Genomic DNA, 24,769 nt, shown 5'->3' with positions numbered 1-24,769 from the left:
ACCTCAGGGGCCGGGCCGCCCGCGCAGCGCCTCGACGAACGGGGTGAGAGCCGGGGCGAGCGGCTCCGGGGCCGGCCAGCCGTTGATCACGGCGAGCAGGCCCAGGTAGAGCTCGCGGCGAGGATCGGCGGCGGCCTCCAGCCGGGAGAGGAGGCGGCGCCGCAGCGCGGCGTCGTCGGGGACGCCGAGCGCCCGCGCGTACTCGCCCGCCACCGCCGCCACGTCGGCCGCCGACGGAGGCGCCCCGGCGCGGGCGCGGGCCGCCTCGATCGGGCCGGGACGCAGGCCGAGGCCGTCGTCCCGGTGGTCCTCGGCCAGCCGGCGCATCGAGGCGCGGAAGTCCGGGTCGCGGGACAGCTCGGCCAGCCGCACCCAGGCCTCGACCTGCTCGGACGTGGGGTCGTCGGGCAGTTCGGGCGTCATCGAGCGCCTGGGGCCGTCGAGCCCCAGCCCGTCGACCACCAGCCCGTCGAACACCGCGTCCAGGAAGCCGCCGATCAGCTCCCGGCGCTCCTCCTCGGACAGTCTGGCCAGCTTGTGCATGAGATCCATCTCCTCAGGGGTCGAGCCCCGCCTGGCCACCGCCGTGAGCACCGCCCGGCGCTGCCTGAGCGTGCGGATCTGCACGCTCAGCGCCTCGGCGTGGGCCGCGGCGACCTCGGCGAGCGTGACCTCCCGGTCCACGACCCTGCGGATGGTCGCCAGGCCCACACCCAGCTCGCGCAGCGTCCGTACGAGATCGAGGCGGGCGACGGCGGCGGCGTCGTAGCGGCGGTAGCCGGTGGGGCCGCGGTCGGCGGGCGGCACGATGCCCTGGTCGGAGTAGAACCTGATGGTCTTGACCGTCAGCCCGGTGCGCCGGGCCAGGTCGCCGATCGAGTAGAGCGTGCCGTCCATGCCCCCACCTTCGCGTCTCCCCTTGCTGGAGAGTCAATTGTCCGGTTCATGATGAGATCACGCGGGAAAGCGCAGGCCGTCTGCGCGGCGCTCGCCGTGGCGGCCGCCGCGATCACGCGGGCGCGTGTCTCGTAGGCTGCGTGGGTGCAGAAGCGGGCAATGGTCATCGTCACCGTGGTGTTCGCGGGACTCACCAGCGTCTACGTGGTGGCCGGCTCGCCGCTGGCGCTGCTCGCCTTCCCCCTCCAGGTGGCGTTCGTCAGGCGGCGGACGTGGTGGGTGCTCGCCGCGCAGACCGTGGTGACCTGCGGCTCGGTGCTGCTGTATGGCACGTCGGTCGGGATTCTCGGCTTCGTCGGCGGGTCGCTGCTCCTGACCAGGCTGTGGCCGCTCGCGCTGGGCGTCGTCGGGGTCGCGGCCCTCATCGGCCCCGCCGACCCGCTGATCAGCATGGTGCTGATCTGCCTGCTCGTCCGCGGCCTCACCACCATGGTCGACCGGATCGACGAGGTGAACGCCGCCCGTCTGTCCCTGGCCCTGACCGCCGCGGCCGAGGAACGGCTGCGCATCGCCGCCGAGCTCAGCCGCGGTCTGGGCGAGGCGCTGGCCGCGATCGCCCGCAGCGCCGCGGCCGGCGCCCCTGACGTGGAGACGGCCCGGCGCGCGCTGGCCGACGCGCGGGCCGCGGCGGCTGGCTACCGGGCGATGTCGCTGGCCCCGGAGGTGACCACGGCCAAGGCCATGCTCGCCGCCGCCGGCATCGTCCCCGAGGTGCGCATGAGCCACGCCGAACCGCTCGGCCCGGCGGGCGCGCTGCTCGCGGCCGTGCTGCGCGAGGCCGTGACCGACGTCGTACGCCGGCGTTCGGCCACGACCTGCCTGATCGAGACCGTCGCCGTCGCGGAGTCGGTACGGCTGCGCGTCTGCGACGACGGGGCGCGCACCGCGGGCGACGACCGGCTGGGCGAGCTGCCCGCGCAGGTCGAGGCGGCCGGAGGCACGCTCACGGTCGGCATCGCACCGGACTCCAAGCTGGTCGTCGAGGCCACGCTGCCCGCCACCCGCGCGCCCGCCCCGCCCGTCGCCGACGCGCCGGTGGCGACGGCGCTGCTGGCGACCGTCATGGTCGGCTTCTCGGCCAAGGCGCTGCTGCTCGCGGGCTCGTTCTGGCCCGCGCCGCTGCTGCTGGTCATCATCGTCATGCAGCTCCGCTCGATCGAGGGACGCCACAGGACGGCGCTGGCGATCATGGCGGTGCTGACGTTCGCGCCGATCCCGCTGTTCGGGCAGGCATGGCTGGGCGTGGCCGGCTTCCTGGCCGGTCCGGTCCTGCTGGCGTTCCGGTGGGCGGTGGCGCTGCCGCTCACCGCCGTGATCGTCGCGGTCGTCACGGCCGCCGGCGTCCTGCTCCGCCTGCCGGTCCCGCTGACCGTGAACTACGCCATCAGCACGGTCGTGACCGGCCTGGTCATGTACGGGCTGCTCACGCTGGCCCGGCTGACCAGGGAGCTGCGCGAGTCCAGGGACGGCCTGGCCCGCGCCGCCGTGGTCGAGGAACGGCTGCGCGCCGCCCGCGACCTGCATGACCTGCTCGGCCACACGCTGGCCGCGATCCTGCTGAAGTGCGAGCTCGCCCGCCGCCTCGACCCCGAACGCGCCCGTAAGGAGCTCGCCGACGTGGCGGCGATGACCGAGCGGGCGACGGCGGACCTCGCGACCGTCTCGGGCGAGCACGGGCGGCTCTCGCTGGCCGCCGAGGCGGAGTCGGCGCGTTCGGTGCTGGCCGCCGCGGGGGTCGCCGCCACGCTCGACCTCCGCCATCCCGGCCTCGACCCGGAGGTGGAGCACGTGCTCGGCGCGGTGCTGCGGGAGGCCGTGACCAACGTGCTGCGCCACAGCGCGGCGAGCCGCTGCTCGATCACCACCGCGGCCGGCGACGGCGTCGTACGGCTGAGCGTCCGCAACGACGGGACGCGCGCCTCGGAGGGGCGGCGTGGTTCGGCCGGGATCGGCAACCTCACCACCCGCCTGTCCGAGCTGGACGGGCGCCTGGCCGTCTCCGGCGAGGGCGGCTGGTTCGAACTGACCGCCACGATCCCCGCCCCGGCCCTGACCCCGGCCCCTGCTCGATAGAGCCGCCCACCGTCGGGCGCGCCTGCTAGATCCAGCCGGCTTCGGCGGCGATGCGGGCGGCGTCGGTGCGGTTGCGGGCGTTGAGCTTGGTGACGATCGCCGTGAGGTAGTTGCGCACCGTCCCCGCGCTCAGGAACAGCTCGGCGGCGATCTCCGTGGCCTCGGCGCCGCCCGCGGCCAGCCGCAGCACGTCGGCCTCGCGCGGGGTGAGCGGGTTGTCGGCCAGGTTCCAGGCGGTGACGGCGAGCGAGGGGTCCAGGACGCGCTCCCCCCGCGTCACCTTCCTGATCGCCGCGGTCAGCTCGTCCGGCGGCGCCGTCTTCAGCACGAACCCGTCCACCTGCGAGGCGAGCGCCCGGCGCAGGTGTCCCGGCTTGCCGTGCGCGGTGAGCATGAGCGTGCGGCAGCCGGGCGCCCGGGTGCGCAGTTCGGCGGCGGCGTCGAGGCCGTCCATCGCCCCTGGCATGTCGATGTCGAGCACGGCCACGTCCGGCCGGTGCTCGACGGCGGCGGCGACGGCCGCCTCGCCCGACTCGACCGCCGCGACGACGTCGATGTCGGCTTCCAGGCCCAGCAGCGTCACGAGCGCTTCCCGGATCACGTGCTGGTCCTCGGCCAGGAGTATGCGAATCACGAGGGTATGTCTACCAGTATGTCCGGATCATGATGATGTCATGCCCGGGTGATGATCGGCTCTCTGGTCCGGGAAAGCCCAGATCAGCAGGCTGGTTCCCATGACAGAAGTCGTGCGGCTGAACGCCGTGAGCAAGGTGTACGGCAAGGGACACGGCGCGGTGGCCGCCCTGCGCGAGGTGTCGGTGGGAATCCCGGCGGGCACGTTCACCGCGATCATGGGCCCGTCCGGCTCGGGCAAGAGCACGTTCCTGCACTGTGCCGCCGGCCTGGACCTGCCCACCTCGGGGTCGGTCCGGCTCGGCGGCACCGAGCTGGCCGGCATGAACGAGACCCAGCTGACCGAGCTGCGCAGGAAGCGCGTGGGCTTCGTCTTCCAGGCGTTCAACCTGGTCGCCTCCCTCACCGTGACCGAGAACATCACGCTCCCGCTCACCCTGGCGGGCGTCAGGCCGGACCCCGCCTGGCTGGCGGAGATCGTGCGCCGGGTCGGGCTCGACGGGCGCGCCGGGCACCGTCCCGCCCAGCTCTCCGGCGGGCAGCAGCAGCGCGTGGCGATCGCCAGGGCGCTGGTCACCAGGCCCGAGGTGGTGTTCGGTGACGAGCCCACGGGGGCGCTCGACACCATGACCGCACGCGACGTGCTGGTCCTGCTGCGCGAGGTCGTCTCCGGGCTCGGTCAGACCGTGGTGATGGTCACCCACGACCCGGTGGCCGCCTCGTACGCCGACACCGTGCTGTTCCTGGCGGACGGCCGGATCGTGGACTCGATGAGCGCCCCGGCCGCCGACAAGGTCGCCGAGCGGATGACCAGGCTGGGGGCGTGGACGTGATGATCTCCTTCGCGTGGCGGACCATCGGGCACCGCAGGGCGGGGTTCGCGGGCGCGTTCGTGGCGCTGCTGTGCGCGGCGGCGCTGGTGACGGCCTGCGGCATGCTGCTGGAGACGGGCCTGCGGGGCGCGGTGGCGCCGGAGCGCTACGCGGGCGCCCCCGTCGTCCTGGCCGGCGACCAGTACGCCCGGCACACCAAGGCGAACGGCAAGACGAAGGCGAAGCCGCTCGCCGAGCGCCGCTGGATCCCCGAGAGGATCGCCGGTGAGGTCAGGCGGGCGCCGGGCGTGACGAAGGTCGTGACGGAGGTGACGTTCCCGTTCGCCGGGTTCACCGCGCACGGCTGGGAGTCGGCCGCGCTCACCCCGTTCACGCTGGCGAGCGGCCGGCCGCCGCGTGCCGCCGGCGAGGTCGTCGTGGACGCCCGGCATCGTACGGCGAAGATCCCCGGATACCGGGTCGTCGGCGTCACCGCGCAGGCGCTGCCCAGCCAGGACACGATCTTCTTCAGCACGGCCGAGGCCCGCCGCCTGGCCGGGCGCGACGGCCTCGTCACCGCGATCGGCGTCTTCCCCCGGGTGGACGTCAAGGTCGACGGCGCGCTCGCCTACACCGGCGACGCGCGCGGCACCGTGGAGTTCCTCGACGCGGAGAACGCCAGGGTCAAGCTGATCAGCCTCGGCGGCGCGCTCGGTGGCACCTCGCTGCTCGTGGCGATCCTCGTGGTGGCCGGCACGTTCGCGCTCTCCATCCAGCAGCGCCGGCGCGAGCTGGCCATGCTGCGCGCCGTCGCGGCCACGCCCCGGCAGATCAGGAAGCTCATCGGCGGCGAGGCGCTGACGATCAGCGTGGTCGCCGGGACGATCGGCGCGGGTGGCGGGATCCTGCTGGGGCTCTGGCTGCGTGAGCGCTTCGTCGCGCTCGGCGCCGTGCCGGAGAACCTGGCGCTCGTCGTCAGCCCGTTCCCGGCGCTCGCCGCGCTGCTCGCCACCCTGGCCGCGGCGTGGACCGCCGCCCGCGTGTCGGCCCGCCGCGTCGCCAGGATCAGGCCGGTGGAGGCGCTGAGCGAGGCCGCGCTGCCCGCCGCCGGGCTGCCCCGGGCGCGGACGGTCGCCGGCGTGCTCGTCCTCGCGGGCGCCGTGGCGTTGACGATCCTGCTGGCGAACCTGTCCGTCGAGGCGGCCTCCAGCCCGGTCTCCATGCTGACCGCACTGGTCTGGACGGTCGCGGTGATCCTGCTCGGCCCGGCGATCGCCCGCGCGGTCACCGCGCTGCCGCTGCGCGTGCCCGGCGCCGGCGGCTACCTGGCGCATCGTAACCTGCGCGCCGGCACCGGGCGGCTCGCCGCGGTGATCGGGCCGCTCACCCTCATGACCGCGATGACGAGCACCATCCTGTTCTCTCCCGCCACGCTCGGGCACGCCGCGCAGCAGGAGCTGAACGCCGGCATCACCGCCGACCACGTGCTCGACCCCGGCGCGTCCGCCGAGGCCGCCCGCCAGGTGCCCGGCGTGCGCGCGGCCACGGAGGTGCTGCGCACCACCGCCCGGATCGAGCTGGAGAAGTACGGCGTGCAGGCGGTCACGCCCGGCGGCCTGGACCGCACCATGGACCTGGGCGTGACGGCGGGCTCGCTGGACGGCTTCGGCGGCACGTCGGCGGCGGTCAGCCGCACCGCGGCCGACAGGCTCGGCGTCGGCGTCGGTGACCGGCTCGCCCTGACGCTCGGTGACGGCACCCCCGCCACGGTCACGATCGCGGCCGTCTACGCGCGCGGCCTCGGCTTCGCCGACCTGACGCTGCCCCACGAGCTGGTCGCCGACCACGTGGACGACCCCCGCGCCACCGTCCTGGTCTCCGGTGGCGAACGTGCCGCGCTGGAGCGCGCCCTGCCCGGCGTGACCGTGCGCGACCGGGCCGAGGCGGCGGAGGCCGGCACCTCCAACGCGGCCGTCACGTACGTCGCGATGGGCCTGATCATCGGTTTCTGCGCCATCGCCGTGGTCAACACGCTGGCCATGTCCACCTCGGCCAGAAGCCGCGAGCTGGCGCTGCTCCGCATGGTCGGCACCACGAGGCGGCAGATCCTGCGGATGCTGCGCACGGAGACGGCGGTCGCCGCCGCGCTGGCCGTGACGCTCGGCACCGGGATCTCGCTACTGACGCTGGCCGCGTTCGGCGCCGGGATGACGGGATCGGCCACGCCCTACCCGCAGCCGCTCGGCTACCTGGGCGTCGTCGCCGCCACCGTCGCGCTGGCGCTGGCCGCCACCGCGGTCCCGGCCAGGTTCGCGCTGCGGGCCCGTCCGGCCGAGGCGCTGGCCGCCCGGGAGTGAGACGTACTTCACCGTTTCCCGGGACTGTCCCAGCCTGGGCGCAATACGCTCTGCCAGGAAGCGATCACACTCAGGTGAGGGAAAAGGCATGATCAGGCCGGTCGAAGAGCGATACCGCACGGTGCGTGACCTGTTCCCCGAGCTGCGCATCGAGATGGTGGGCGGTCGCATCGTGGTCAACGAGCCCGGCACCTGGCAGCACAACACGATCATCGCCCAGGCGCTCTTCCAGCTGCTGCCCGCCGTGGCCGAGCGCGGCTGGGAGGTGTGGCCCAACATCAGCGTGTTCATCGGCCCCGAGGCCGACCGCTACGTGCCCGACCTGACGGTGGTGCCGCCGAACCCGGTGATGGAGACCGACGAGGCGGTCCACGGCCACAGCACGATGCTGCTCGTCGACGTGGTGGCCGCGGGCAACGCCTACGACGACCACGTCGTCAAGCCGATGAGCTACGCCCCGGCGGGGGTGCCGCTCTACCTGGTGGTCGACCCGTTCCAGCGGATGGTCAAGCTGCACAGCGCGCCCGAGGTGAGCGGCTACACGCAGGTGACGGTGGAGCCGGTGGGCGTGGCCCTGCGCCTGCCCGCGCCGTGGGACTGCACGCTCGACACCGGCAAGCTGCTCGACGTCTGAGCGGTCCCCGGCGCGGGGGAGTCGGCTCCCCGCGGCGGGGGAGTCGGCGGCGGGGCCCCGCCCGCAGACTCGACGGCATGGCGAAGCGGCTCGCGGCGGCCTGGACCGCCGCCTACGGTGCGGTGCACGTGTGGTGGCTGGTGGCCGGAGCTCCCGAGTTCGGGAGGTTCGGCGAGTCGTTCGTCCCGGGGGAGTGGCCGCCGATCGTGCTGGCGGCGCTGGCCACGACGGCCTGCCTGCTTCCGGCGGGCCGGGCCGCCGTGGCGCTCGGCTGGGCGGCCGGGGCGGGGCTGGTCGGCTACTGCTTCCTGTTCGCGCTGGACCTGGTGGGCCTGCTGTTCGGCGAGCCGCTGGACGTGCCCGGCTTCCTCGTCCGGGGCGCGGGCGTGGCGGCCGGGGTGCTGACCATGCTGCGCGCGGTCGCCGCCCGGCGGCTCGTCGCCGGCGCCTGCCCGGCCTGCGGGCGCTCCCACGGCAGCAGCCCGGAGTCCCGTACGGACCCGTCCCCGCGCTGGGCGTACGTGGCGGCGTACGCGGCGGTGGCGGGGGCCGTCGCGCGGATCGCCGGGCAGCTCGCCGACTGGCCGTGGGCTACGGGCGACCCGGCGGGGCCGATCTTCCTGACGCTGTACGCGCTGGCCGGAACGCTGCTGCCGATGGCGCTGGTGCATCGGTGGGGGCGGATCTGGCCGGGCTGGGTGCCGGGAGTGGCCGGGCGGGAGGTGCCCCGGTGGGTGGTGCTGGTGCCCGCGTTCCTGGTCGGCGGCGGACTTACCGGGTATTTCGGGATAGCGGGGTTCAGCATGATGCTGGCCGAGGGCACGGGGCAGCCGCTCTGGTGGACGCTGACCGTGATCCCCGGCTACACGGTGTGGGGGATCGGCCTGCTCGTCGCGGCCGCCTCGTACACGATCATGACGAAGCCGCCCTGCGTCAGAGCTTTCGCACCAGCGTGAGGCCGTCGGCGACCGGCAGCATGAGCACGGTCACCCGAGGGTCCTCCCGGACCAGGTCGTTGAACTCGCGCATCAGCGCCGTCGGGGCGTCGTCGTGCGCCGGGTCGGCCACGTGCCCACGCCGCAGCGTGTTGTCCACCATCAGCAGCCCGCCCGGCCGCAGCCGGTCGATCAGCAGCTCGTAGTAGCGGGGGTAGCTGGGCTTGTCGGCGTCGAGGAACGCCAGGTCGATCGGCTCGTCGAAGCCGGCCAGCGTCTCCACGGCCGGGCCCAGCGTGAGCGTCACCCGGTCGGCCACCCCGGCCCGCTTCCAGTAGCGGCGGGCGACGGAGGTCCACTCCTCGCTCACGTCGAAGCAGTGCAGCCGCCCGCCCGACAGGCCGCGCGCGATGCACACCGACGAGTAGCCGGTGAACGTCCCCACCTCCACCGCCACCCGGGGCGCGACGAGCTGGGTGATCAGCGTCAGGAACGTGCCCTGGTCGGCGGAGATCTGCATCCCGGCGTCGTCGCCCGTCAGCTCCGCGGTCTCGGCCGCCAGCTCACGCAGCAGCGGGTCGGGCGGGGTGGAGTGGTCGAGGATGTACTGCGCGACCTGCGAGGTCAGGACGTATGCCTTCATGGATCTGGTTTACCACCCGGAAGGGCTCGCGGCCGGGTCAGGTAGGGTCGGGCGGATGATGAAGAGGGTGGCGGCAGTGGTGGTCGCCTGCGTGACGCTGGCCGTGATCGCGGTGGTGACGGTGTCGGGGCCCGGCCGGTCGTCGGCCTCCGGCGAGGTGCGGCTGATGCGCCAGCCCGACGGCTCCATGGTGCTGGCCGACAAGGGCGGCGACGCCCCCGTGCTCGACCTGTACGAGGACTTCGACTGCCCCGTCTGCAAGGAGCTGCACAGCCGGGTCGACGCCACCATCCAGCGGCTGGCCAGGGAGGGCCGGGTCAAGGTCGTCTTCCACCCGGTGACGATCTTCCAGCAGGAGCCGATGCGCTCCAACTCCATCCGGGCCGCCGCGGCCGCCCGCTGCGTGCCCGAGGCCAACTGGCTGGCCTTCCGCGACGCCCTCTACGCGATGCAGCCGGCGCCCCACGGCATCGCGTCCGGGTTCACCGTGGAGGAGCTGGCCAAGGCCGCGAGCACGGCCGGGGCGACGGCCGTCGGCGAGTGCGTGACCTCGCAGGCGTACGCGGACTCCCACGTGGCCGCGAGCGCCAAGATCCGCATCGAGGGTACGCCCACCGTGGTGCTGAACGGCCGGGTGCTGGGCAACGAGGCGTTCGACCCGGCCGCGCTGGAGCAGGCCATCACGGGCGGCACCGGCGTGACCGTCTGACGACACCGTCCCACAGGATGAGATCGATGTGCCAGATGGTGAGTGGGTGTGGCACACTCACAAGCACCATGTTCTACGGTCTGCTCATTATCGGCAGGCGCGCTGGCTGACACAGGGACAACGCCAGCGCGCAGACCTCTCACGTCCGTGAGGGGTCTTTTTGTTTTCCAGACCTCCATCAGAAAGAAGAACCATGGCCGACGACCGCTTCCACGTCTACGACACGACGCTGCGTGACGGCGCACAGCAGGAGGGGCTCAACCTCACCGTCGCCGACAAGATCAGCATCGCGCGGCACCTGGACGGCCTGGGCGTCGGCTTCATCGAAGGGGGCTGGCCGGGCGCCAACCCCAAGGACACAGAGTTCTTCAGGCGCGCTCAAACAGAGCTCGTCCTGAAGCACGCGCAGCTCGCCGCGTTCGGTGCGACCCGCCGAGCCGGGGTGAAGGCAGCCGACGACCCGTTGGTGGCCGCTCTGCGCGAATCCGGCGCGCCGGTCGTGACCCTTGTCGCCAAGAGTCACGACCGGCACGTGGAGCTGGCCCTCCGCACGACTCTCCAGGAGAACCTCGCGATGATCCGCGACACGGTCTCTCACCTTCGTGCGGAGGGACAGCGAGTCTTCCTCGACGCCGAGCACTTCTTCGACGGCTACACGTCCAACCCAGCCTACGCGCTGGAGGTCATCCGCACCGCCGCCGAGGCGGGCGCCGACGTCATCGCCCTGTGCGACACCAACGGCGGCATGCTGCCCGACGAACTCGCCGAGGTCGTGCACGCCGCCGTGCAGACCAGCGCCCGGGTCGGCATCCACTGCCACGACGACACCGGCTGCGCCGTCGCCAACACGCTGGCCGCCGTCAGGGCCGGCGCCACCCACGTGCAGGGCTGCGCCAACGGCTACGGCGAGCGCTCCGGCAACGCCAACCTGTTCACCGTCGTGGCCAACCTCCAGCTCAAGCGCGGCTTCGACCTGGTGCCGCCGGAGGCGCTCGCCGACATGACCCGCATCGCCCACGCGATCACCGAGGTCACCAACGTCACGCCCAACTCCCACGCCCCCTACGTCGGGGCCTCCGCCTTCGCGCACAAGGCCGGGCTGCACGCCAGCGCCATCAAGGTCGACCCCAACCTCTACCAGCACATCGACCCCGCCCAGGTGGGCAACGACATGCGGATGCTGGTCTCCGACATGGCCGGGCGGGCCTCGGTCGAGCTCAAGGGCCGCGAGCTGGGCTACGAGCTCGGCGCGGCCGACACCAAGACGCTCGTCGAGCGGGTCAAGGACCTGGAGTCCAAGGGGTTCACGTTCGAGGCGGCCGACGCCTCCTTCGAGCTGCTGCTGCGCGACACCGTCCACGGCGAGCGCCGCCGCCACTTCGAGGTCGAGTCGTGGCGGGTGATCGTCGAGCGCACCAAGGGCGGCGAGCTGGTCAGCGAGGCCACGGTCAAGCTCCACGCCAAGGGCGAGCGGATCGTCGCCACCGGCGAGGGCAACGGCCCGGTCAACGCCCTGGACAAGGCGGTCCGCCAGGCCCTGGAGAAGCTCTACCCCGAGCTGGCCAGGCTGGAGCTGGTCGACTACAAGGTGCGGATCCTCGAAGGCACCCACGGCACGGGCGCCATCACCCGGGTGCTCATCACCTCGAGCGACGACACCGCCGAATGGGCGACCGTCGGCGTGGCCGAGAACATCATCGACGCCTCCTGGCAGGCCCTGGAGCAGGCGGTCACGTACGGCCTGCTCAGGGCCGGCCACGAGACCGCCTAGGACCGCACCGCGATCAGGTGCTGGCGGCGGCGTCCGAGCAGGTTGTCCAGGGCCCACGCTCCCGGGCCCAGGACGGCGATGAGCAGGAACGCCCAGCAGTACATCGCCGCCAGCTCGCCGCCGTTGCGCAACGGCAGCAGGTCGGCGGGCTGGTGGACCATGAAGTACGCGTAGGCCATCGTGCCCGAGGCGAGCGTGGCGGCGACGCGGCTGAACAGGCCGCTCATCACCAGCAGGCCGCAGACGAGCTCGATGAGCGCCGCCCACCAGCTCGGCCACGCCATGAAGGCGACGGCCTGGCCGGTTCCGCGATTGCCTCCCATCACGCCGAACAGCGATGTAACGCCGTGAATGCTGAAGAGGAATCCGGTGACGATGCGGAAGAGCGCGAGCACGGGCTGGGCGAACCGGTCTAGGGGGTGCATGGGATCACCTTCCGAATGCCGCTCCTGCGGGGTGAATGCAGGAAATAGGAAAACCGGTGAGTAAAGTTTTCGCGACCCCATTGGCGCAGTTCCCATTAGGGTGTAGTGCGGTCGTTGAAATGTCAATTCCCGGCGTCCGAAGAGCGCCGGGAACTGTGGGTGACCTGGATATTCGCGATGAAATCAATGACGAAACAATGTTCCGTCAGAAGAGGTCGGCGGCGAAGCTCACCCCGTCGACCGTGACCTTGCCCCCCGTGCACGACACCTTGGGCGAGCCGGTGCCCGGCACCACGATCGTCAGCAGCGACCTGGCCGCCGGCGACACCACCACGTTGGTCCGCTGCTTGGCCAGGTAGGTGGGCGACATCCAGCCCAGCTTGCCCCCGCGCTGCACCTTCTGCCCGCTGACCGGCTTGCACGAGGAGAGCTGGACCAGCGTCACCTTGAACTTGCCGTCACTCAGCACCACCCGGCCGCCCCGGTTGGACACGAGCTTGAACGCGTCGTCGAACCGCCACAGGCTCTGCACCTTCTTGCCGCCCGACGCCTCGTCCAGCACCGCCATCATGTCGTCGCCGTGGTTGACCAGGACCGAACGGGTGCGGGTCACGCCGTAGGCCTTGTCGGAAAGGCGGAACGACTGGCGGCCGGAGCCGTACTTCGTCTTGGTGAGTTTGCTGGCCGTACGCGGGCGGAAACGCTCGCCCACCACGGTCGGGACGTTGTGCGCCTGCGGCGAGAGGGTCCAGTAACGGTAGGAGTTCTTCTCGTAGGAGTGGAATCCCGCGTCGACCAGGATGTCACGGCCGTGCGCGTAATAGGTGACGCCCAGATGGTCCTCGTGGCCGTGCCACTTCATGCCGGGGCCGAACCGGATCGAGTAGAAAGCCGACTCCGGCTTGCCCCAGGCCGTCCGGCCGAACACGTAACCCGCGTTGTAGGTCCTGACTTCCTGCTTGGGCGTGCCCGCGTCCATCTTCGGCTCGGTCTCGGCGCTGCCGTCGCCGATCGGCACCATGTAGCCGTTGGGCTGGGTGGAGTGGGCGATGAAGTCCTTCAGCGCGTGGGTCCGCTCGCTGATGTCGCCCGGCACCTTGCGGCCGCACGAGCGCATGCCCTCCATCGCGACCTGCAGCCGGTTGTGGACGTAGACGGCGTAACGCGGCGCCTGCTCCATGAGCGCGCCCTGCGAGTCGACGTCGAGCCTGACCGTGCCCCGCAGGCGCTTGACCGCCAGGTCGGCCCAGTCGCGCCGGTCGTAGCGGCAGCCGATCGCCAGCAGCGCGATGTCCTGGTCGATGCCGTGGTTGTGGCCCTTCTTGTAGAGCCGCGCGTCGGACAGCAGCTTGGCGTGGGTGGCCAGGCTCTCCTTCAGCCACCCGTCCTTGACGTGCATGCTCAGGCACACCAGCGGCTGCGTGCGCAGCGACACCGGGTGGTCCTTCCACACGTACGCCTTGGTGCCGCGTGCGCCGAGCTTGTTGTGGGCCACCCAGTCCTTGGTGATCTCCTCGGCGCGCCGCAGGTAGCGCTCCTCACCGGTCCGCTCGTACTCGACGACGAGCGTGCCCATCCAGCGCAGCGACTGGAACACGTACTCCCAGGACCGGTTCCTGTACGGGCTAGCCGCCCAGTTGATCTTCTTGCCGAGCTTGAACGCGGGCAGGCCCACCAGGGAGATCTCGCCGGCCATCACGTCGGCGGCGGTGGGGGTGCCCGGCAGCCAGTCGCCCTGGCACTGGGCGGTCCGCTTGACCGGGGCGTCGGCCCGCGCCGGGCTCACCGTCCCGCTGAGCAGGAGCGTGAGAGCAAGGGGGATCGCGAGGCGGCGCACGCCAGATTCCTTCCGGACCGAAAGACGGGGGCGCAACATGCTGTCCGACCGGCGAACTCAAGGTCAAGTTGGCCCCCGCGATCGTTAGCGGCTCGATGCGCCATGCTTCTGCCATGCGATACGACGACCTGGTGATCCCCGACACGTCCGTCTGCCGCGCCGCGCTGGAGGTGGCCACCCGCTACCACACGCCGTCGCTGCTCAACCATTCGATCCGGGCCTACCTGTGGGCCGCCGCGTACGCGCCGGAGCACGGCATCGCGTTCGACGCCGAGCTGCTGTGGGTGTCGGCGATGCTGCACGACATCGGGCTCGCCGCCGAGTTCGACAGCCACACCGTGCCGTACGAGGAGGCGGGCGGGCACGTGGCCTGGGCGTTCTGCGCCGGCGCCGGCTGGCCGGAGGAGCGCAGGCAGCGGGCGGCCGAGGTGATCGTCCGCCACATGTGGGCCGAGGTGCCGGTCGAGCAGGACCCGGAGGGGCACCTGCTGGAGCTGTCGACCGGCATGGACATCTCCGGCAGGCACACCGACCGGATCCCCGGCGGCGTGCGGCAGGAGGTGCTGCGGCGCTACCCGAGGCTGGAGTTCGCCGGGGAGTTCGCCGCCTGCATCGCGGACCAGGGGGCGCGCAAGCCGGACAGCTTCGCGGGCGGGTTCGTGCGGGCGGGCATCGCCCAGCGCATCGCCGCGAACCCGCTCGACAGGTGAAATTTCAGGACTTGGGGGTGGCGCTCTGGACGACCTCGAACGACCACAGCTGCGACCCCGAAGCGGCCGGCCCCTGACCGTGCCCGTGACCCTGCCCGTGACCCTGCCCCTGGCCGGGTTCCTGGCCCTGGCCGGGTCCCTGGGCCTCGGCCTCGGCCCTGGCCTGGGCATGGCCGCGCTGGAACGCCTGGCTCTCCTGCCAGCGCTGGAAGTCCTCCTCGCTGCGCCAGCGGGTGTAGACCAGATACTGGTCGGTGCCGTCGACCGGCCGCAGCAGCTCGAACCACTCGAACCCGTCGGCCGACTCGACCATCCCGGCCCGGTTGGCGAACCGCTGCTCCAGCTGCTCCCGCATCTCGGCGGGCACGGTCAACACGTTGATCTTCACGACGGAAGGCATGTCAGCTCCTCGGCAAAGTTGGTCCACCAAGCAAACCACGCCCCGCCCCGGTACCGGGCGGACCCGCACCGGTGGCGGCGATAGCCTTGTCAGGTGCGTATAGCGAGGTTCTCCACAGGTGAAGGCGTCTCGTTCGGCGTGGTCGAAGGCGGTCCGGGCGAGGAGTTCGTCTCCGCGATCTCCGGTCACCCGTTCGGCCAGGTCCAGTTCACCGGCGAACGCTTCCCGCTCTCCCAGGTGCGGCTGCTCGCCCCGATGCTGCCGAGCAAGGTCGTCGCCATCGGCCGCAACTACGCCGAGCACGCCCGGGAGATGGGCAACGAGGTGCCCGACGAGCCGCTCATCTTCATGAAGCCGTCCACCTCCGTGATCGGCCACGGCGAGGCGATCGCCTACCCGACCACGCTCTCGCACCGCGTCGACTTCGAAGGCGAGCTCGCCGTGGTCATCGGCCGGCTGTGCCGCGAGGTGCCCGCCGAGCGCGTCAAGGACGTCATCTTCGGCTACACCTGCGCCAACGACGTCACCGCGCGTGACCTGCAGAAGAAGGACGTGCAGTTCACCCGGGCCAAGGGGTTCGACACGTTCTGCCCGATCGGCCCGTGGATTCAGACCGACCTGGACCCCGCCGACCTGGCGCTGACCACGACGGTCAACGGCGAGATGCGGCAGAGCGGCCGCACCAGCCAGCTCATCCATGACATCCCCGCCCTCGTCGCCTACGTCAGCGCGGTCATGACGCTGATCCCCGGCGACGTGATCCTGACCGGCACCCCGGCCGGAGTCGGCCCGCTGGAGATCGGCGACGAGGTCAGCGTCGGGATCGAAGGCATCGGCACTCTGACGAACAAGGTGGTCTCTCGTGACTGATCTACGGGTGCGCTTCGCCCCGTCCCCGACCGGCATGTTCCACGTCGGCGGCGCCCGCACGGCGCTGTTCAACTGGGCGCTGGCCGAGCAGACGGGCGGCCGCTTCGTGCTGCGCATCGAGGACACCGACGCCACGAGGAACCGGCCGGAGTGGACCGAGGGCATCATCTCCGCCCTCGACTGGATCGGCATCAACGGCACCAACCCCGTCTTCGAGGGCCCGTACTTCCAGTCGGCATACGAGCCGCAGCACCGCGAGGCCGTCGCCAAGCTCCTGGCCGGCGGCGGCGCCTACCACTGCGACTGCACCCGCGAGCAGCTCGTCGCCCGCACCGGCTCCGAGCACAAGGGCTACGACGGCCACTGCCGCGAGCGCGGCCTCACCGAGGGCGCCGTCCGCTTCCGCACGCCCGACGAGGGCGTCACCGTCGTCGAGGACCTGGTCCGGGGCCGTGTCGAGTTCCCCAACGACGCCCAGGAAGACTTCGTCATCGCCCGCACCGACGGCTCGCCCCTCTACGTGCTCGCCAACGCCGTCGACGACATCACCCAGGGCATCACCCACGTCGTGCGCGGCGAGGAGCACCTGGGCAACGCCGCCAAGCAGCAGCTCCTGTGGCCGGCGCTCGGCGCGGTCCCGCCCGTGTGGGCCCACCTGCCGGTGATCGTCAACGAGCAGCGCAAGAAGCTGTCCAAGCGCCGCGACAAGGTCGCCCTGGAGGACTACCGCGCCGAGGGCTACCTGGCCGAGGCGATGGTCAACTACCTCATGCTGCTCGGCTGGGGGCCCGGCGACGACCGCGAGATCATGCCGTGGTCGGAGATGGTGCCGCTGTTCCGGCTGGAGGACGTCAACTCCTCCAGCGCCTTCTTCGACGAGAAGAAGCTGCGCGCCTTCAACGGCGAGTACATCCGGGCGCTGCCCATCGAGACGTTCGAGGAGCGGTGCCTGCCCTACCTCGACCCGTCCTGGGACCGCGAGCGGTTCAGCAAGGTCGCCGCGCTCGCCCAGACCCGCATCGGCGTGCTGTCGGAGATCCGGCAGAACGTCGACTTCCTCTTCCTGCCGGAGCCGGTCTTCGACCAGGCGTCCTGGGACAAGGCGATGAAGAACTCGCCGCGCGAGATCCTCTCCGGCTACCTGGAGCGGCTCGACACCGTGAGCTGGGACCCCGAGTCGCTCAAGGTCGCGCTGGAGGAGGTCGGCGCCGCCCACGGCCTCAAGCTCGGCAAGGCGCAGGCTCCGGTCCGCGTCGCCGTCACCGGCCGCACGGTGGGGCTGCCGCTGTTCGAGTCCATCGAGGTCCTCGGCCGCGAGCGCTCCCAGGACCGCCTCCGCGCCGCCCTCAGCCGCCTCGACGGCTGACCCGCCGCCGCCCCGGCCACCGGCCGGGGCCCTCGGGGCCGGTCACCGTGGTCCGCCCGCCCGCGTGGTGCGGGGGAGTACGGCGGCGGTGAGGCTGAGGGTCGCGCCGGCGGCCATCGACAGCCACACCCCGCTGACGCCCAGCCAGGCGCTCAGCGCGTACGCGAGGGGCAGCTGGACGGCGAAGCCCGCCAGGGTGGCGGCGAGCAGCCGGCCGCCTCTCCCGGTGGCCTGCAGCACGCCGCCCACGGCGATCAGCCCGCCGAACGGCACCAGATAGAGCGTCATCCAGCGCAGGAATCCCACGGCGGGCCCCGGGTCGGCGGCGAACAGCGCGGCGACCGGCTCGGCGGCCACGTTGAGCACCGCCGCCACCACGGCTCCCGTGGCCAGCCCGGCGAGCAGGGGCGACCCGGTGTGCTCGCCCCGGGCGGTGCGGATCATCATGGCCTGGCGGAGCGCGTAGAACGCCATCACCCCGGCCAGCATCACCTTCTGCCCGACCCCGTACCCGGCCAGCTCGGCGGTGCCGAAGCCGGCGACGAGGTCGACGAGCACCATGCCCACGAGCGCCCGTGCCAGGAAGTCCCCTGACATGGGAAGCCCGGTGCGCACCACCGCTCCCACAAGCAACCCCGCCCGCGCCCCCGCCACCGGCCCCGTCCTTGGCCCCGCCCCGGGCTCCGTGCTCGCTTCCGTGCTCGCTTCCGGGCTGCGCAGGGCGGGGAAGGAGGCCGCCAGGGTGATGGCGCGGGCGAGCACGGTGGCCAGGGCGGCGCCCTCGACGCCGAGGCCGAGCCCGTGGATGAACAGCGGGTCCAGCGCGACGACCAGCGCGTTGCACAGCAGCGCGTGGCGCATCGGCCGCCTGGTGTCGCCCCGGCCCTTGAGCACCCCGTCCACGACCGTCTGGGCGAAGTACACGGGCCAGCCGGCGAAGGCGATGAGGAAGTACGCCTCCCCGCCCGACAGCCACAGCCCGGCTGCCGTGATGGGCACGGAGAGCCCCGCCCACAGCATCCACCCGGTCCTGACGACGGGCGCCAGCGGGGCGTGCCCGTCGCGCCGCCCGACGAGCACGGTCACGCCCGTCGGCACGGCCAGGAAGATCCCGTAGGCCAGGGTCTCGGCGGTCGTGGCGATGGTCACCGTGGCGATGGCGTCCTCGCCGAGCCCGGACACCCAGAGCAGGTCGATGAGCCCCACCGCCACGACGGCCGTGAGCAGTTCCACATAGATGGGCGTCGCCAGCCTGAACACACATACCTCGAATCGTAGTATCTCGATTAGAGGTATAGCGTTACGATGCATCCCATGGCAAGCGGCGGTGACCTGACCCTCTCCATCCTGGGGTTCCTCGGCGAGCGCCCCATGCACGGCTACGAGCTCAAGGCCAAAATCGCGTCGCTGACCGGCCACCTGCGCCCGGTCAGCGACGGCGCCCTCTACCCGGCGATCGCCCGGCTGGAGTCCAAGGGCCTCGTCGAGCGGCACGAGGAGGCCGGCACGCACGCCGCCCGCCGCCAGGTCCTCACGCTCACCCCGGCGGGCCGCGAGGAGCTGCTGAGGCGCCTGCGCGAGCCCAGCGACCTCGACATCAGCGACCAGACCCGGTTCTTCGGCCTGCTGACGTTCCTGTCAGCCCTGCGCGACCGGGCCGAGCGGGCCGGGGTGCTGCGGCGCAGGCTGGCGTTCCTGGAGGCCCCGGCGAGCTTCTTCCACGAGGGGGGCGCGCCGGTGCGGATCAAGGACGAGCGCGACCCGTACCGGCGCGGCATGCTGATCGTCGCCCGAGCCTCCAGCGAGGCCGAGCGGACATGGCTGCGCGAGGCCATCGCGGAGCTCGAAGCCCCCCGCGACGACCCCGCGCGATGACCCTGGTGACCCTGGTGGTCCCGGGCCGGGTCACACCAGGCCGCGGCGCTCCAGCAGCGGGCGGATGCCCGGCTCGCGGCCCCGGAAGTTGCGGAACGCGGTCAGCGCGTCGACGCTGCCGCCCTTCGACAGCAGCTCCCGCCGGAAGTGGTCGCCGTTGGCCCGCTTGAGCCCGCCGTTCTCCTTGAACCACTCCACGCTCTCGGCGTCGAGCACCTCGCTCCAGATGTAGGAGTAGTAGCCCGCGCTGTAGCCGCCCGAGAAGATGTGCGCGAAGTAATTGGTCCGGTAACGCGGCCGCACCAGCGGGAACGCGATGCCGGCCGTCTCCAGGGCCGCCGCCTCGAACGCCTCGGCGTCGGCCACCTCCTCGCCCGGGGCCAGCTTGTGCCAGGCCCAGTCGAGCAGCGTCGCGGCCAGATACTCCACGGTCTTGAAGCCCTGGTTGAACCGCTCGGCCGCCTTCAGCTTGGCCACCAGCTCGGCCGGCATCGGCTCGCCGGTCTCGTGGTGGCGGGCGTAGCTTTCGAGGATCTCCGGCCAGGTCACCCACATCTCGTTGACCTGCGACGGATACTCGACGAAGTCACGCGGCACGTTGGTGCCCGACACCCTCGGGTAGCGCACCTCGGAGAACAGCCCGTGCAGCGCGTGCCCGAACTCGTGGAAGGCCGTGTTGACCTCCTCGTACGTCAGCAGCGTCGGCCCTTCGGCGGGCTTGGTGACGTTCAGGTTGTTCATCACGACCGGCTTCTCGCCGAACAGGAACGACTGGTCGACCAGGTTGTTCATCCACGCGCCGCCGCGCTTGTTGGCCCTGGCGTACGGGTCCAGCAGGAACAGGCCGAGCGCCTCGCCGCCCTCGTCGGACACCTCGAAGACGCGCACGTCCTCGTGGTAGCCGTGCAGGTCGGGCCGGTCGGCGAAGCTCAGCCCGTACAGCAGCTCGGCGGCCCGGAAGATGCCGTCGCGGAAGACGCGGTCCAGCTCGAAGTAGGGGCGCATGGCGTCGGCGTCGAGGTCGTAGCGGGCCCGGCGCACCTTCTCGGCGTAGTAGGACCAGTCCCACGGCTCGATCGCGAACCCGGCCTGCTCCGCCAGCGCCTCGGCCTCCTCGCGGGCGTTGCGCACGGCAGGGCCGACGAGCTGGGAGAGCATCTCCTCGACGGCCTCCACGGTCTTGGCCGTCTCGTCGGCGACCACGTACGCGGCGTGGCTGGGGAAGCCGAGCAGCGCGGCGCGCTCGGCGCGCAGGCTCGCCATCCGGATCGCGAGCGCGCGGTTGCCGGGCGCCCGCTCGACGCTCAGCTCGTACAGGCGGCGGCGCACGTCGCGGTCGGTGAGCTGGGCCAGCGCGGGCTGGTTGGTGAAGTTGAGCAGCGGCAGCACGTAACGGCCGTCCTGGCGCAGCGACCTGATCGTGGCCTCGTCGAGCCCGTCGAGCTCCTTGGCGTCGTCGACGACCAGCGCCGACTCGGTGGAGGCCTTGAGCAGGTTCTGCGAGAACTCCGTCGACAGCGTCGACAGCTCCTCGTTGAGCGCCCGCAGCCGCTCCTGCTCCGGCTCCGACAGGTCGGCGCCGGCGCGGACGAAGTCGTCGCGGTACTTCTCCAGCAGCCACGCCTCCTCCGGGTCGTCGGTCGTGACCCGCTTGAGCCGGTCCCACAGCGCCCGGTCGAGGCGGATCGCGTCGCTGTGCCTGGCCAGCTCCGGCGAGATCCGCTTCTCGATCTCCATCAGCGCGTCGGAGGTGTTGGAGGACGCCATCGAGTAGAAGACCGTCGCCACCCGGTTCAGGACGCGCCCGGACCTCTCCAGCGCGGCGACCGTGTTGTCGAACGTGGGCGGCTCCTCGGCGGACGCGATGGCCGCCACCTCGGCCAGCTGCTCGGCCATCCCGCGCTCGAACGCGGGCAGGTAGTGCTCCTCCCGGATCTCCGCGAAGGGCGGCAGCTGATAGGGCAGGGTGCTAGGGGCGAAGAACGGGTTCTCGGCCAACGCTGAGGCTCCTCCACGTGGTGATTTGTCCCCATCAGCTTGGCACGTCACGGCCGGTGCCGGACCCCGCCGCGTATTCGTTTTGGTCTTACCCCCCGAGCTGGGCTATTCTTTCGGACATCGCCGAGCGCGCCCCGCAGGGGGTCCGCCGCGGTGGGGTATGGTGTAATTGGCAGCACGACTGATTCTGGTTCAGTTAGTCTAGGTTCGAGTCCTGGTACCCCAGCACAGTGCAGTGACAGTGCGGATGTTTCGATCAGAAACATCCGCTTTCTTGTTTTCATGACCGAGTTCCGGATGCGTCGCGGTTCCTTCTACGCGTTCGCCGCCCCCTTCCTGATGCCGCTCGCGCTCTTCTTCCCGGTCTGCCTGGCGCTGGGCGCGATCCTCACCCGGAGCACGCTCCTCGGCGTCCTCGTCGCCGCCGCGGCCACGGCCGCGCTCGTCGGCGTGCTCGCGGTCAAATACCGGCGGATGGTCGACGGCACCGTGGTGCGCTTCTCGCCGCAGGGCGTCGAGCTGTCCGACTCGTACGGCTTCCGCCTGCGGCTGGCGTGGGCCGACATCGAGCGCGTCGACGTGGTGGAGAGCCCGATGGCCGGCCGCAGGGTCATCGGGCGCCCCGGCGGCGTCCGGGTGCGCGCCGGGGAGATGCGCACGATCGGCCTCGTCGGCTGGGGCTCGCGGGTGCTGCCGGGCCGCGTCCCCGGCTGGATGCGCGACCACCTGGCCCGGGTGCCCGTCCACCCCGAGTCCGGCCTGCAGTGGCTCGGCATCCCGCTCGGCGCGATCGACCCGCTGTGGGAGCGCGGGCCGATGGGTGAGCTGGTACGACAGCGCAGGCCCGATCTGATGGCCCGATAGCGGTTTGGTTGTGCTCCTCGCCGTGCGGTAGAGTTACGTCCGTTGCCGGGGAGGCCCGGCACCAGCTTGTGGACAGGGTCCCGTCGTCTAGTGGCCCAGGACGCCGCCCTCTCAAGGCGGTAGCGCCGGTTCGAATCCGGTCGGGACTACCACTGTCACAAGCTCATGAAGGTCCCGTCGTCTAGTGGCCCAGGACGCCGCCCTCTCAAGGCGGTAGCGCCGGTTCGAATCCGGTCGGGACTACTCCTTCACCTGTGAGACCCGGCCCATCTGGCGCCGGGTCTTTTTCTTTCCCGAAGCTGAGACGCGAAAGCGCGCCCCCCGTTGAGGGAGGCGCGCTCGGTCGTGCGTCCTACTGCGCGGCAGACCGTGCCTTGAACAGCGCCCGCCGGGCCGCCTTGGCGATCTGCTTGTCCGGATGCACCTGGGAGATCAGGTCCAGCAGCTCCTCCACGTGCGCGTGCGGGATCTTCCACACCACGTCCAGCAGGTTGTTGAGCAGCTCCGGCCCGATGTCGCGCAGGCTGCCCACGAACTCCTGCCGCCCCAGCCCGGCCGAGATGGTCCACATGTCGAGGATCAGCCAGTTGGTGTCGTCAGGGGTGGGCTCGGGCGCGCCCTCCACGCCGAGCTGGCTCAGGTGCGTGGCCGCGTAGGGGCGCAGCGACACCTCGTCGAGCGCGGCCTGCCAGGCGGGCACGGCGGCCTCGCCGAGCGTGCCGACGACGCTGGCCGCCTGCACCCGGATGAGCGCGTCGTCGCCGTCCTTGGCGGCGGCCTCCAGCAGCTCCTCGGCGGCCTTGGCGGGCTCGCGCAGCCGCATCCAGGCGGCGAACTCCGCGTCGGCCTCCTCCTCGGGCAGCTCGGCGCTGAGGACCAGCAGCTCGTGCGCGCTCATCGACTCGATGGCGGGCCGGGCGTCGATCTCGATGTCGGAGTCGTCGAGCAGGTGGACGACGCCCTCGGTGCCGAGCGGCGTGAGGCTGACGGTGTCGCCGGAGACCTCCGTCATGCCATAGCCGGCCAGCCAGGTGAGCGCGGGGGCGAGCGGGTCGCCCGCCTCGTGCCACGCCTGGGCGCCCAGCTCGTCGATCTCGGCGGCGGCCTCGGCCAGCTCGCGCCGCAGCCCGGCCAGATCGCGTGAGCCGCCCGCGAGCAGCAGCCTGACCAGCAGGCCCCGGGTGAGGCCGGCCAGGGCCATGGTGAGGTCCTCGTCGGCCAGCTCGGGGTCGCCGTAGTCGACGGAGTGGAGGCCGAGCATCCAGGCGTCGAGCACGTCCTCGTCGTCGTCGAACGGCCACTCGGCGGTGTCGTCCTGCACGGCCACCGTGTTGCCCTCGCCCGGCTCCAGGAACTCCAGGTCGACGGCGAGGTTCCACAGGTTCCACAGGTCGGGCACGGCCTCGGCGAGCGCGCCCTCGGTCTCCGGCCTGGGCAGGCCGACGGCGGCCAGCGCCTCCTCGACCTCGGCGTCGGACAGCAGCGTGTCCTCGCCCACGCGGCGGCCGGAGCCGACCCACAGGGCCAGGTCGCGGGCCTTGGCGATGAGCGGCACCGCGCGCGCGGCGGCGGCCAGCTCGGCGTCGGGCCGCAGCCTGATCGTGGGCAGGTCGGCCAGATCGTCGGCGAAGGGCTCGAAGTCGCCGAGGTCGCCCGTCTCGTCCTCGTCCTCGACGTCCTCGATCAGGTCTTCCATCAGCTCGACGAAGTCGTCCTCCACGTCGTCGAGCTCGGCCTGCAGATCGGCGAGGCTGTCGGAGCCCTTGGCCAGCCTGCCGGTGCTCGACAGGAAGGTCAGGTAGGCGTCGACGGCGGGGAGCATGCCGTCGGCGGCCGCGTCGGGGTCGTCGACGACCTTCGGCATGCGATCGAGCAGCAGGTTACGCAGGTCGGCGCGCTTCCACGTGCCGAGGTCCTGCGAGAAGGCGAGACGGTGCCACAGTGCGGCGGGCCCCACGAGCTCGGGGTCGCTGTCGGGCGCGTTGGTCCGTGCCCACAAGATGAACTCTTCGAGCAGGGGTCGCAGCTCAGTGGCGGCTACCTCGATGCGATCTGTCACGCACTCAGGCTAGTGCGCCAGCGACGCACTCGGCTCCCTAAATACCGGCTTTGGCGGATCATGACGTGCGTCGCATGGCCTCCGTGATGCGCTCGGCCGCGGCCATCACCGGCACCGCGTGCAGCCGCCCCGGGGCGCGGGTCAGGCGCTCGATGGGACCCGACACGCTGACCGCCGCGATCACCTTGCCGCCGCTGCCCCTTATGGCGGCTGAGACGCTCGCCACACCCTGCTCGCGCTCTCCCACGCTGTGGGCCCACCCCCGGCGCCGCACGGAGGCGAGGGTGGCGGCGGTGAACTTGGCGCCGCGCAGCCCCCGGTGCAGCCGGTCGGGCTCCTCCCAGGCCAGCAGGATCTGGGCCGCCGACCCGGCGGTCATCGGCAGCGCCGAGCCGACGGGCACGGTGTCGCGCAGGCCGCTGGAGCGCTCGGCGGCGGCCACGCACACCCGCTCGTCGCCCTGCCGCCGGTAGAGTTGCGCGCTCTCGCCGGTCAGGTCCCTCAGCTGCATGAGCACGGGCGCGGCGACCGCGAGCAGGCGGTCCTCGCCGGCGGCCGTGGACAACTCCGAAAGCCTGGGGCCGAGCACGAACCTGCCCTGCGTGTCACGGGTCACGATGCGGTGGTGCTCAAGGGCGACGGCCAGCCGGTGGGCCGTGGGGCGTGCCAGGCCGGTGGCCTGGACGAGCTGCGCCAGTGACGCCGGTCCGGCTTCGAGGGCGTTGAGCACCAGAACGGCCTTGTCCAGTACTCCGACTCCGCTAGAGTTGTCCATACACCGATACTGCCGTCTCGACATATGAGAAGGCAAGTCGGAGGTCTGTCTCAAGGAGGAGATCCC

At 71.9% G+C, this 24,769-nt stretch carries 22 protein-coding genes and 3 tRNA genes; 15 read left to right on the top strand and 10 right to left on the bottom strand.

What is annotated here, in order from left to right; genetic code table 11:
- Window positions 1-3: 3 nt before the first annotated feature.
- Window positions 4-897 carry a MerR family transcriptional regulator gene (locus tag ACBI99_RS02885; RefSeq protein ID WP_375071612.1) on the bottom strand — a complete coding sequence of 298 codons (894 nt, stop codon included), beginning with the start codon at window positions 895-897 and terminating at the stop codon, window positions 4-6.
- Window positions 898-1,041: 144 nt separating this feature from the next.
- On the opposite strand from ACBI99_RS02885, the gene ACBI99_RS02880 reads away from it, so the two are divergent.
- Window positions 1,042-3,030: a histidine kinase gene (locus ACBI99_RS02880; protein WP_375071611.1), complete on the top strand. Its 1,989-nt coding sequence runs from the start codon at window positions 1,042-1,044 to the stop codon at window positions 3,028-3,030.
- 25 nt (window positions 3,031-3,055) lie between these two features.
- On the opposite strand, the gene ACBI99_RS02875 is transcribed toward ACBI99_RS02880, so the two are convergent.
- Complete coding sequence (locus ACBI99_RS02875; RefSeq protein WP_357586903.1) at window positions 3,056-3,664, bottom strand: response regulator transcription factor; 609 nt, start codon at window positions 3,662-3,664, stop codon at window positions 3,056-3,058.
- Window positions 3,665-3,764: 100 nt separating this feature from the next.
- On the opposite strand from ACBI99_RS02875, the gene ACBI99_RS02870 reads away from it, so the two are divergent.
- From ACBI99_RS02870 to ACBI99_RS02855, 4 genes are all read left to right on the top strand, one after another.
- Window positions 3,765-4,496 (top strand): ABC transporter ATP-binding protein, encoded by a 732-nt coding sequence (locus tag ACBI99_RS02870; RefSeq protein ID WP_357586905.1) that lies wholly within the window; start codon window positions 3,765-3,767, stop codon window positions 4,494-4,496.
- A complete protein-coding gene (locus tag ACBI99_RS02865) occupies window positions 4,496-6,832 on the top strand; it encodes an FtsX-like permease family protein (protein WP_375071677.1) in 2,337 nt (778 codons plus the stop codon). The genes ACBI99_RS02870 and ACBI99_RS02865 overlap by 1 nt, the downstream gene beginning before the upstream one ends.
- A gap of 88 nt (window positions 6,833-6,920) precedes the next feature.
- Window positions 6,921-7,466, top strand: a complete 546-nt coding sequence (locus tag ACBI99_RS02860; protein ID WP_219517281.1) for a Uma2 family endonuclease — start codon at window positions 6,921-6,923, stop codon at window positions 7,464-7,466.
- Between the two features lie 77 nt (window positions 7,467-7,543).
- Window positions 7,544-8,422, top strand: a complete 879-nt coding sequence (locus ACBI99_RS02855; protein ID WP_219517280.1) for a hypothetical protein — start codon at window positions 7,544-7,546, stop codon at window positions 8,420-8,422.
- Here ACBI99_RS02855 and ACBI99_RS02850 read toward each other — a convergent pair.
- Entirely contained in the window at window positions 8,400-9,044 is a 645-nt protein-coding gene (locus tag ACBI99_RS02850; RefSeq protein WP_375071610.1) for an O-methyltransferase, read from the bottom strand. The two genes, ACBI99_RS02855 and ACBI99_RS02850, sit on opposite strands and share 23 nt — an antisense overlap.
- Before the next feature lie 55 nt (window positions 9,045-9,099).
- Between ACBI99_RS02850 and ACBI99_RS02845 the strand changes: the two genes are divergently transcribed.
- Both ACBI99_RS02845 and cimA read left to right on the top strand, forming a co-directional pair.
- Window positions 9,100-9,753 carry a thioredoxin domain-containing protein gene (locus ACBI99_RS02845; protein ID WP_219517276.1) on the top strand — a complete coding sequence of 218 codons (654 nt, stop codon included), beginning with the start codon at window positions 9,100-9,102 and terminating at the stop codon, window positions 9,751-9,753.
- A gap of 193 nt (window positions 9,754-9,946) precedes the next feature.
- Window positions 9,947-11,524, top strand: coding sequence for a citramalate synthase (cimA, locus tag ACBI99_RS02840; RefSeq protein WP_375071609.1), 1,578 nt, complete (start codon window positions 9,947-9,949; stop codon window positions 11,522-11,524).
- Here cimA and ACBI99_RS02835 read toward each other — a convergent pair.
- Window positions 11,521-11,949: a DoxX family protein gene (locus tag ACBI99_RS02835; RefSeq protein ID WP_219517272.1), complete on the bottom strand. Its 429-nt coding sequence runs from the start codon at window positions 11,947-11,949 to the stop codon at window positions 11,521-11,523. The genes cimA and ACBI99_RS02835 overlap by 4 nt on opposite strands.
- 205 nt (window positions 11,950-12,154) lie before the next feature.
- On the bottom strand, window positions 12,155-13,786 hold the full coding sequence (locus ACBI99_RS02830; RefSeq protein ID WP_308126162.1) for a heparinase II/III family protein: 1,632 nt from the start codon (window positions 13,784-13,786) through the stop codon (window positions 12,155-12,157).
- A gap of 113 nt (window positions 13,787-13,899) precedes the next feature.
- Here ACBI99_RS02830 and ACBI99_RS02825 point away from each other — a divergent pair, with 113 nt between their 5' ends.
- On the top strand, window positions 13,900-14,496 hold the full coding sequence (locus ACBI99_RS02825; RefSeq protein WP_375071608.1) for an HD domain-containing protein: 597 nt from the start codon (window positions 13,900-13,902) through the stop codon (window positions 14,494-14,496).
- 4 nt (window positions 14,497-14,500) lie between these two features.
- On the opposite strand, the gene ACBI99_RS02820 is transcribed toward ACBI99_RS02825, so the two are convergent.
- Window positions 14,501-14,896, bottom strand: a complete 396-nt coding sequence (locus ACBI99_RS02820) for an antibiotic biosynthesis monooxygenase (protein WP_357586911.1) — start codon at window positions 14,894-14,896, stop codon at window positions 14,501-14,503.
- A gap of 93 nt (window positions 14,897-14,989) precedes the next feature.
- Between ACBI99_RS02820 and ACBI99_RS02815 the strand changes: the two genes are divergently transcribed.
- Both ACBI99_RS02815 and gltX read left to right on the top strand, forming a co-directional pair.
- Window positions 14,990-15,766, top strand: coding sequence for a fumarylacetoacetate hydrolase family protein (locus tag ACBI99_RS02815; RefSeq protein ID WP_219517264.1), 777 nt, complete (start codon window positions 14,990-14,992; stop codon window positions 15,764-15,766).
- Window positions 15,759-17,132 carry a glutamate--tRNA ligase gene (gene gltX / locus ACBI99_RS02810; protein WP_219517262.1) on the top strand — a complete coding sequence of 458 codons (1,374 nt, stop codon included), beginning with the start codon at window positions 15,759-15,761 and terminating at the stop codon, window positions 17,130-17,132. Before ACBI99_RS02815 ends, gltX begins: the two co-directional genes overlap by 8 nt.
- Before the next feature lie 42 nt (window positions 17,133-17,174).
- Here the strand turns inward: gltX and ACBI99_RS02805 are convergent, their stop codons facing one another.
- A complete protein-coding gene (locus tag ACBI99_RS02805; protein ID WP_375071607.1) occupies window positions 17,175-18,392 on the bottom strand; it encodes an MATE family efflux transporter in 1,218 nt (405 codons plus the stop codon).
- Between the two features lie 54 nt (window positions 18,393-18,446).
- Here ACBI99_RS02805 and ACBI99_RS02800 point away from each other — a divergent pair, with 54 nt between their 5' ends.
- Window positions 18,447-19,007 carry a PadR family transcriptional regulator gene (locus tag ACBI99_RS02800; RefSeq protein ID WP_219517259.1) on the top strand — a complete coding sequence of 187 codons (561 nt, stop codon included), beginning with the start codon at window positions 18,447-18,449 and terminating at the stop codon, window positions 19,005-19,007.
- A 30-nt stretch (window positions 19,008-19,037) separates the two neighbouring features.
- On the opposite strand, the gene ACBI99_RS02795 is transcribed toward ACBI99_RS02800, so the two are convergent.
- Window positions 19,038-21,005, bottom strand: coding sequence for a M3 family metallopeptidase (locus tag ACBI99_RS02795; protein ID WP_375071606.1), 1,968 nt, complete (start codon window positions 21,003-21,005; stop codon window positions 19,038-19,040).
- A gap of 154 nt (window positions 21,006-21,159) precedes the next feature.
- On the opposite strand from ACBI99_RS02795, the gene ACBI99_RS02790 reads away from it, so the two are divergent.
- The 4 genes from ACBI99_RS02790 to ACBI99_RS02775 all read left to right on the top strand — a co-directional run bounded on the left by ACBI99_RS02790 (window position 21,160) and on the right by ACBI99_RS02775 (window position 22,112).
- Window positions 21,160-21,231, top strand: a tRNA-Gln gene (locus ACBI99_RS02790).
- 56 nt (window positions 21,232-21,287) lie between these two features.
- Entirely contained in the window at window positions 21,288-21,869 is a 582-nt protein-coding gene (locus ACBI99_RS02785) for a hypothetical protein (RefSeq protein ID WP_364176079.1), read from the top strand.
- Window positions 21,870-21,945: 76 nt separating this feature from the next.
- Window positions 21,946-22,021: transfer RNA gene (locus tag ACBI99_RS02780), tRNA-Glu, on the top strand.
- Between the two features lie 18 nt (window positions 22,022-22,039).
- Window positions 22,040-22,112, top strand: a tRNA-Glu gene (locus ACBI99_RS02775).
- 109 nt (window positions 22,113-22,221) lie between these two features.
- Here the strand turns inward: ACBI99_RS02775 and ACBI99_RS02770 are convergent.
- Window positions 22,222-23,928 (bottom strand): hypothetical protein, encoded by a 1,707-nt coding sequence (locus ACBI99_RS02770; protein WP_219517255.1) that lies wholly within the window; start codon window positions 23,926-23,928, stop codon window positions 22,222-22,224.
- A gap of 58 nt (window positions 23,929-23,986) precedes the next feature.
- A complete protein-coding gene (locus ACBI99_RS02765) occupies window positions 23,987-24,703 on the bottom strand; it encodes an IclR family transcriptional regulator (protein ID WP_049556902.1) in 717 nt (238 codons plus the stop codon).
- Between the last annotated feature and the right edge of the window lie 66 nt (window positions 24,704-24,769).

Origin of the sequence: Nonomuraea sp. ATR24, from assembly GCF_041950485.1 — a bacterium.
In the GTDB taxonomy this organism is placed as follows: Bacteria; Actinomycetota; Actinomycetes; order Streptosporangiales; family Streptosporangiaceae; genus Nonomuraea; species Nonomuraea ceibae.
The sequence above is the reverse complement of the archived record's forward strand: the minus strand, read 5'-3'. Positions and strand labels throughout refer to the sequence as shown.

What these genes read in the sequence shown, in the direction of transcription:
- ACBI99_RS02885 (WP_375071612.1), bottom strand. Translation starts at nt 897, where the DNA reads ATGGACGGCACGCTCTACTCGATCGGCGACCTGGCCCGGCGCACCGGG.
- ACBI99_RS02870 (WP_357586905.1), top strand. Translation starts at nt 3,765, where the DNA reads ATGACAGAAGTCGTGCGGCTGAACGCCGTGAGCAAGGTGTACGGCAAG.
- ACBI99_RS02865 (WP_375071677.1), top strand. Translation starts at nt 4,496, where the DNA reads ATGATCTCCTTCGCGTGGCGGACCATCGGGCACCGCAGGGCGGGGTTC.
- ACBI99_RS02860 (WP_219517281.1), top strand. Translation starts at nt 6,921, where the DNA reads ATGATCAGGCCGGTCGAAGAGCGATACCGCACGGTGCGTGACCTGTTC.
- ACBI99_RS02855 (WP_219517280.1), top strand. Translation starts at nt 7,544, where the DNA reads ATGGCGAAGCGGCTCGCGGCGGCCTGGACCGCCGCCTACGGTGCGGTG.
- ACBI99_RS02850 (WP_375071610.1), bottom strand. Translation starts at nt 9,044, where the DNA reads ATGAAGGCATACGTCCTGACCTCGCAGGTCGCGCAGTACATCCTCGAC.
- ACBI99_RS02845 (WP_219517276.1), top strand. Translation starts at nt 9,100, where the DNA reads ATGATGAAGAGGGTGGCGGCAGTGGTGGTCGCCTGCGTGACGCTGGCC.
- cimA (WP_375071609.1), top strand. Translation starts at nt 9,947, where the DNA reads ATGGCCGACGACCGCTTCCACGTCTACGACACGACGCTGCGTGACGGC.
- ACBI99_RS02835 (WP_219517272.1), bottom strand. Translation starts at nt 11,949, where the DNA reads ATGCACCCCCTAGACCGGTTCGCCCAGCCCGTGCTCGCGCTCTTCCGC.
- ACBI99_RS02825 (WP_375071608.1), top strand. Translation starts at nt 13,900, where the DNA reads ATGCGATACGACGACCTGGTGATCCCCGACACGTCCGTCTGCCGCGCC.
- ACBI99_RS02820 (WP_357586911.1), bottom strand. Translation starts at nt 14,896, where the DNA reads ATGCCTTCCGTCGTGAAGATCAACGTGTTGACCGTGCCCGCCGAGATG.
- ACBI99_RS02800 (WP_219517259.1), top strand. Translation starts at nt 18,447, where the DNA reads ATGGCAAGCGGCGGTGACCTGACCCTCTCCATCCTGGGGTTCCTCGGC.
- ACBI99_RS02785 (WP_364176079.1), top strand. Translation starts at nt 21,288, where the DNA reads ATGACCGAGTTCCGGATGCGTCGCGGTTCCTTCTACGCGTTCGCCGCC.
- ACBI99_RS02765 (WP_049556902.1), bottom strand. Translation starts at nt 24,703, where the DNA reads ATGGACAACTCTAGCGGAGTCGGAGTACTGGACAAGGCCGTTCTGGTG.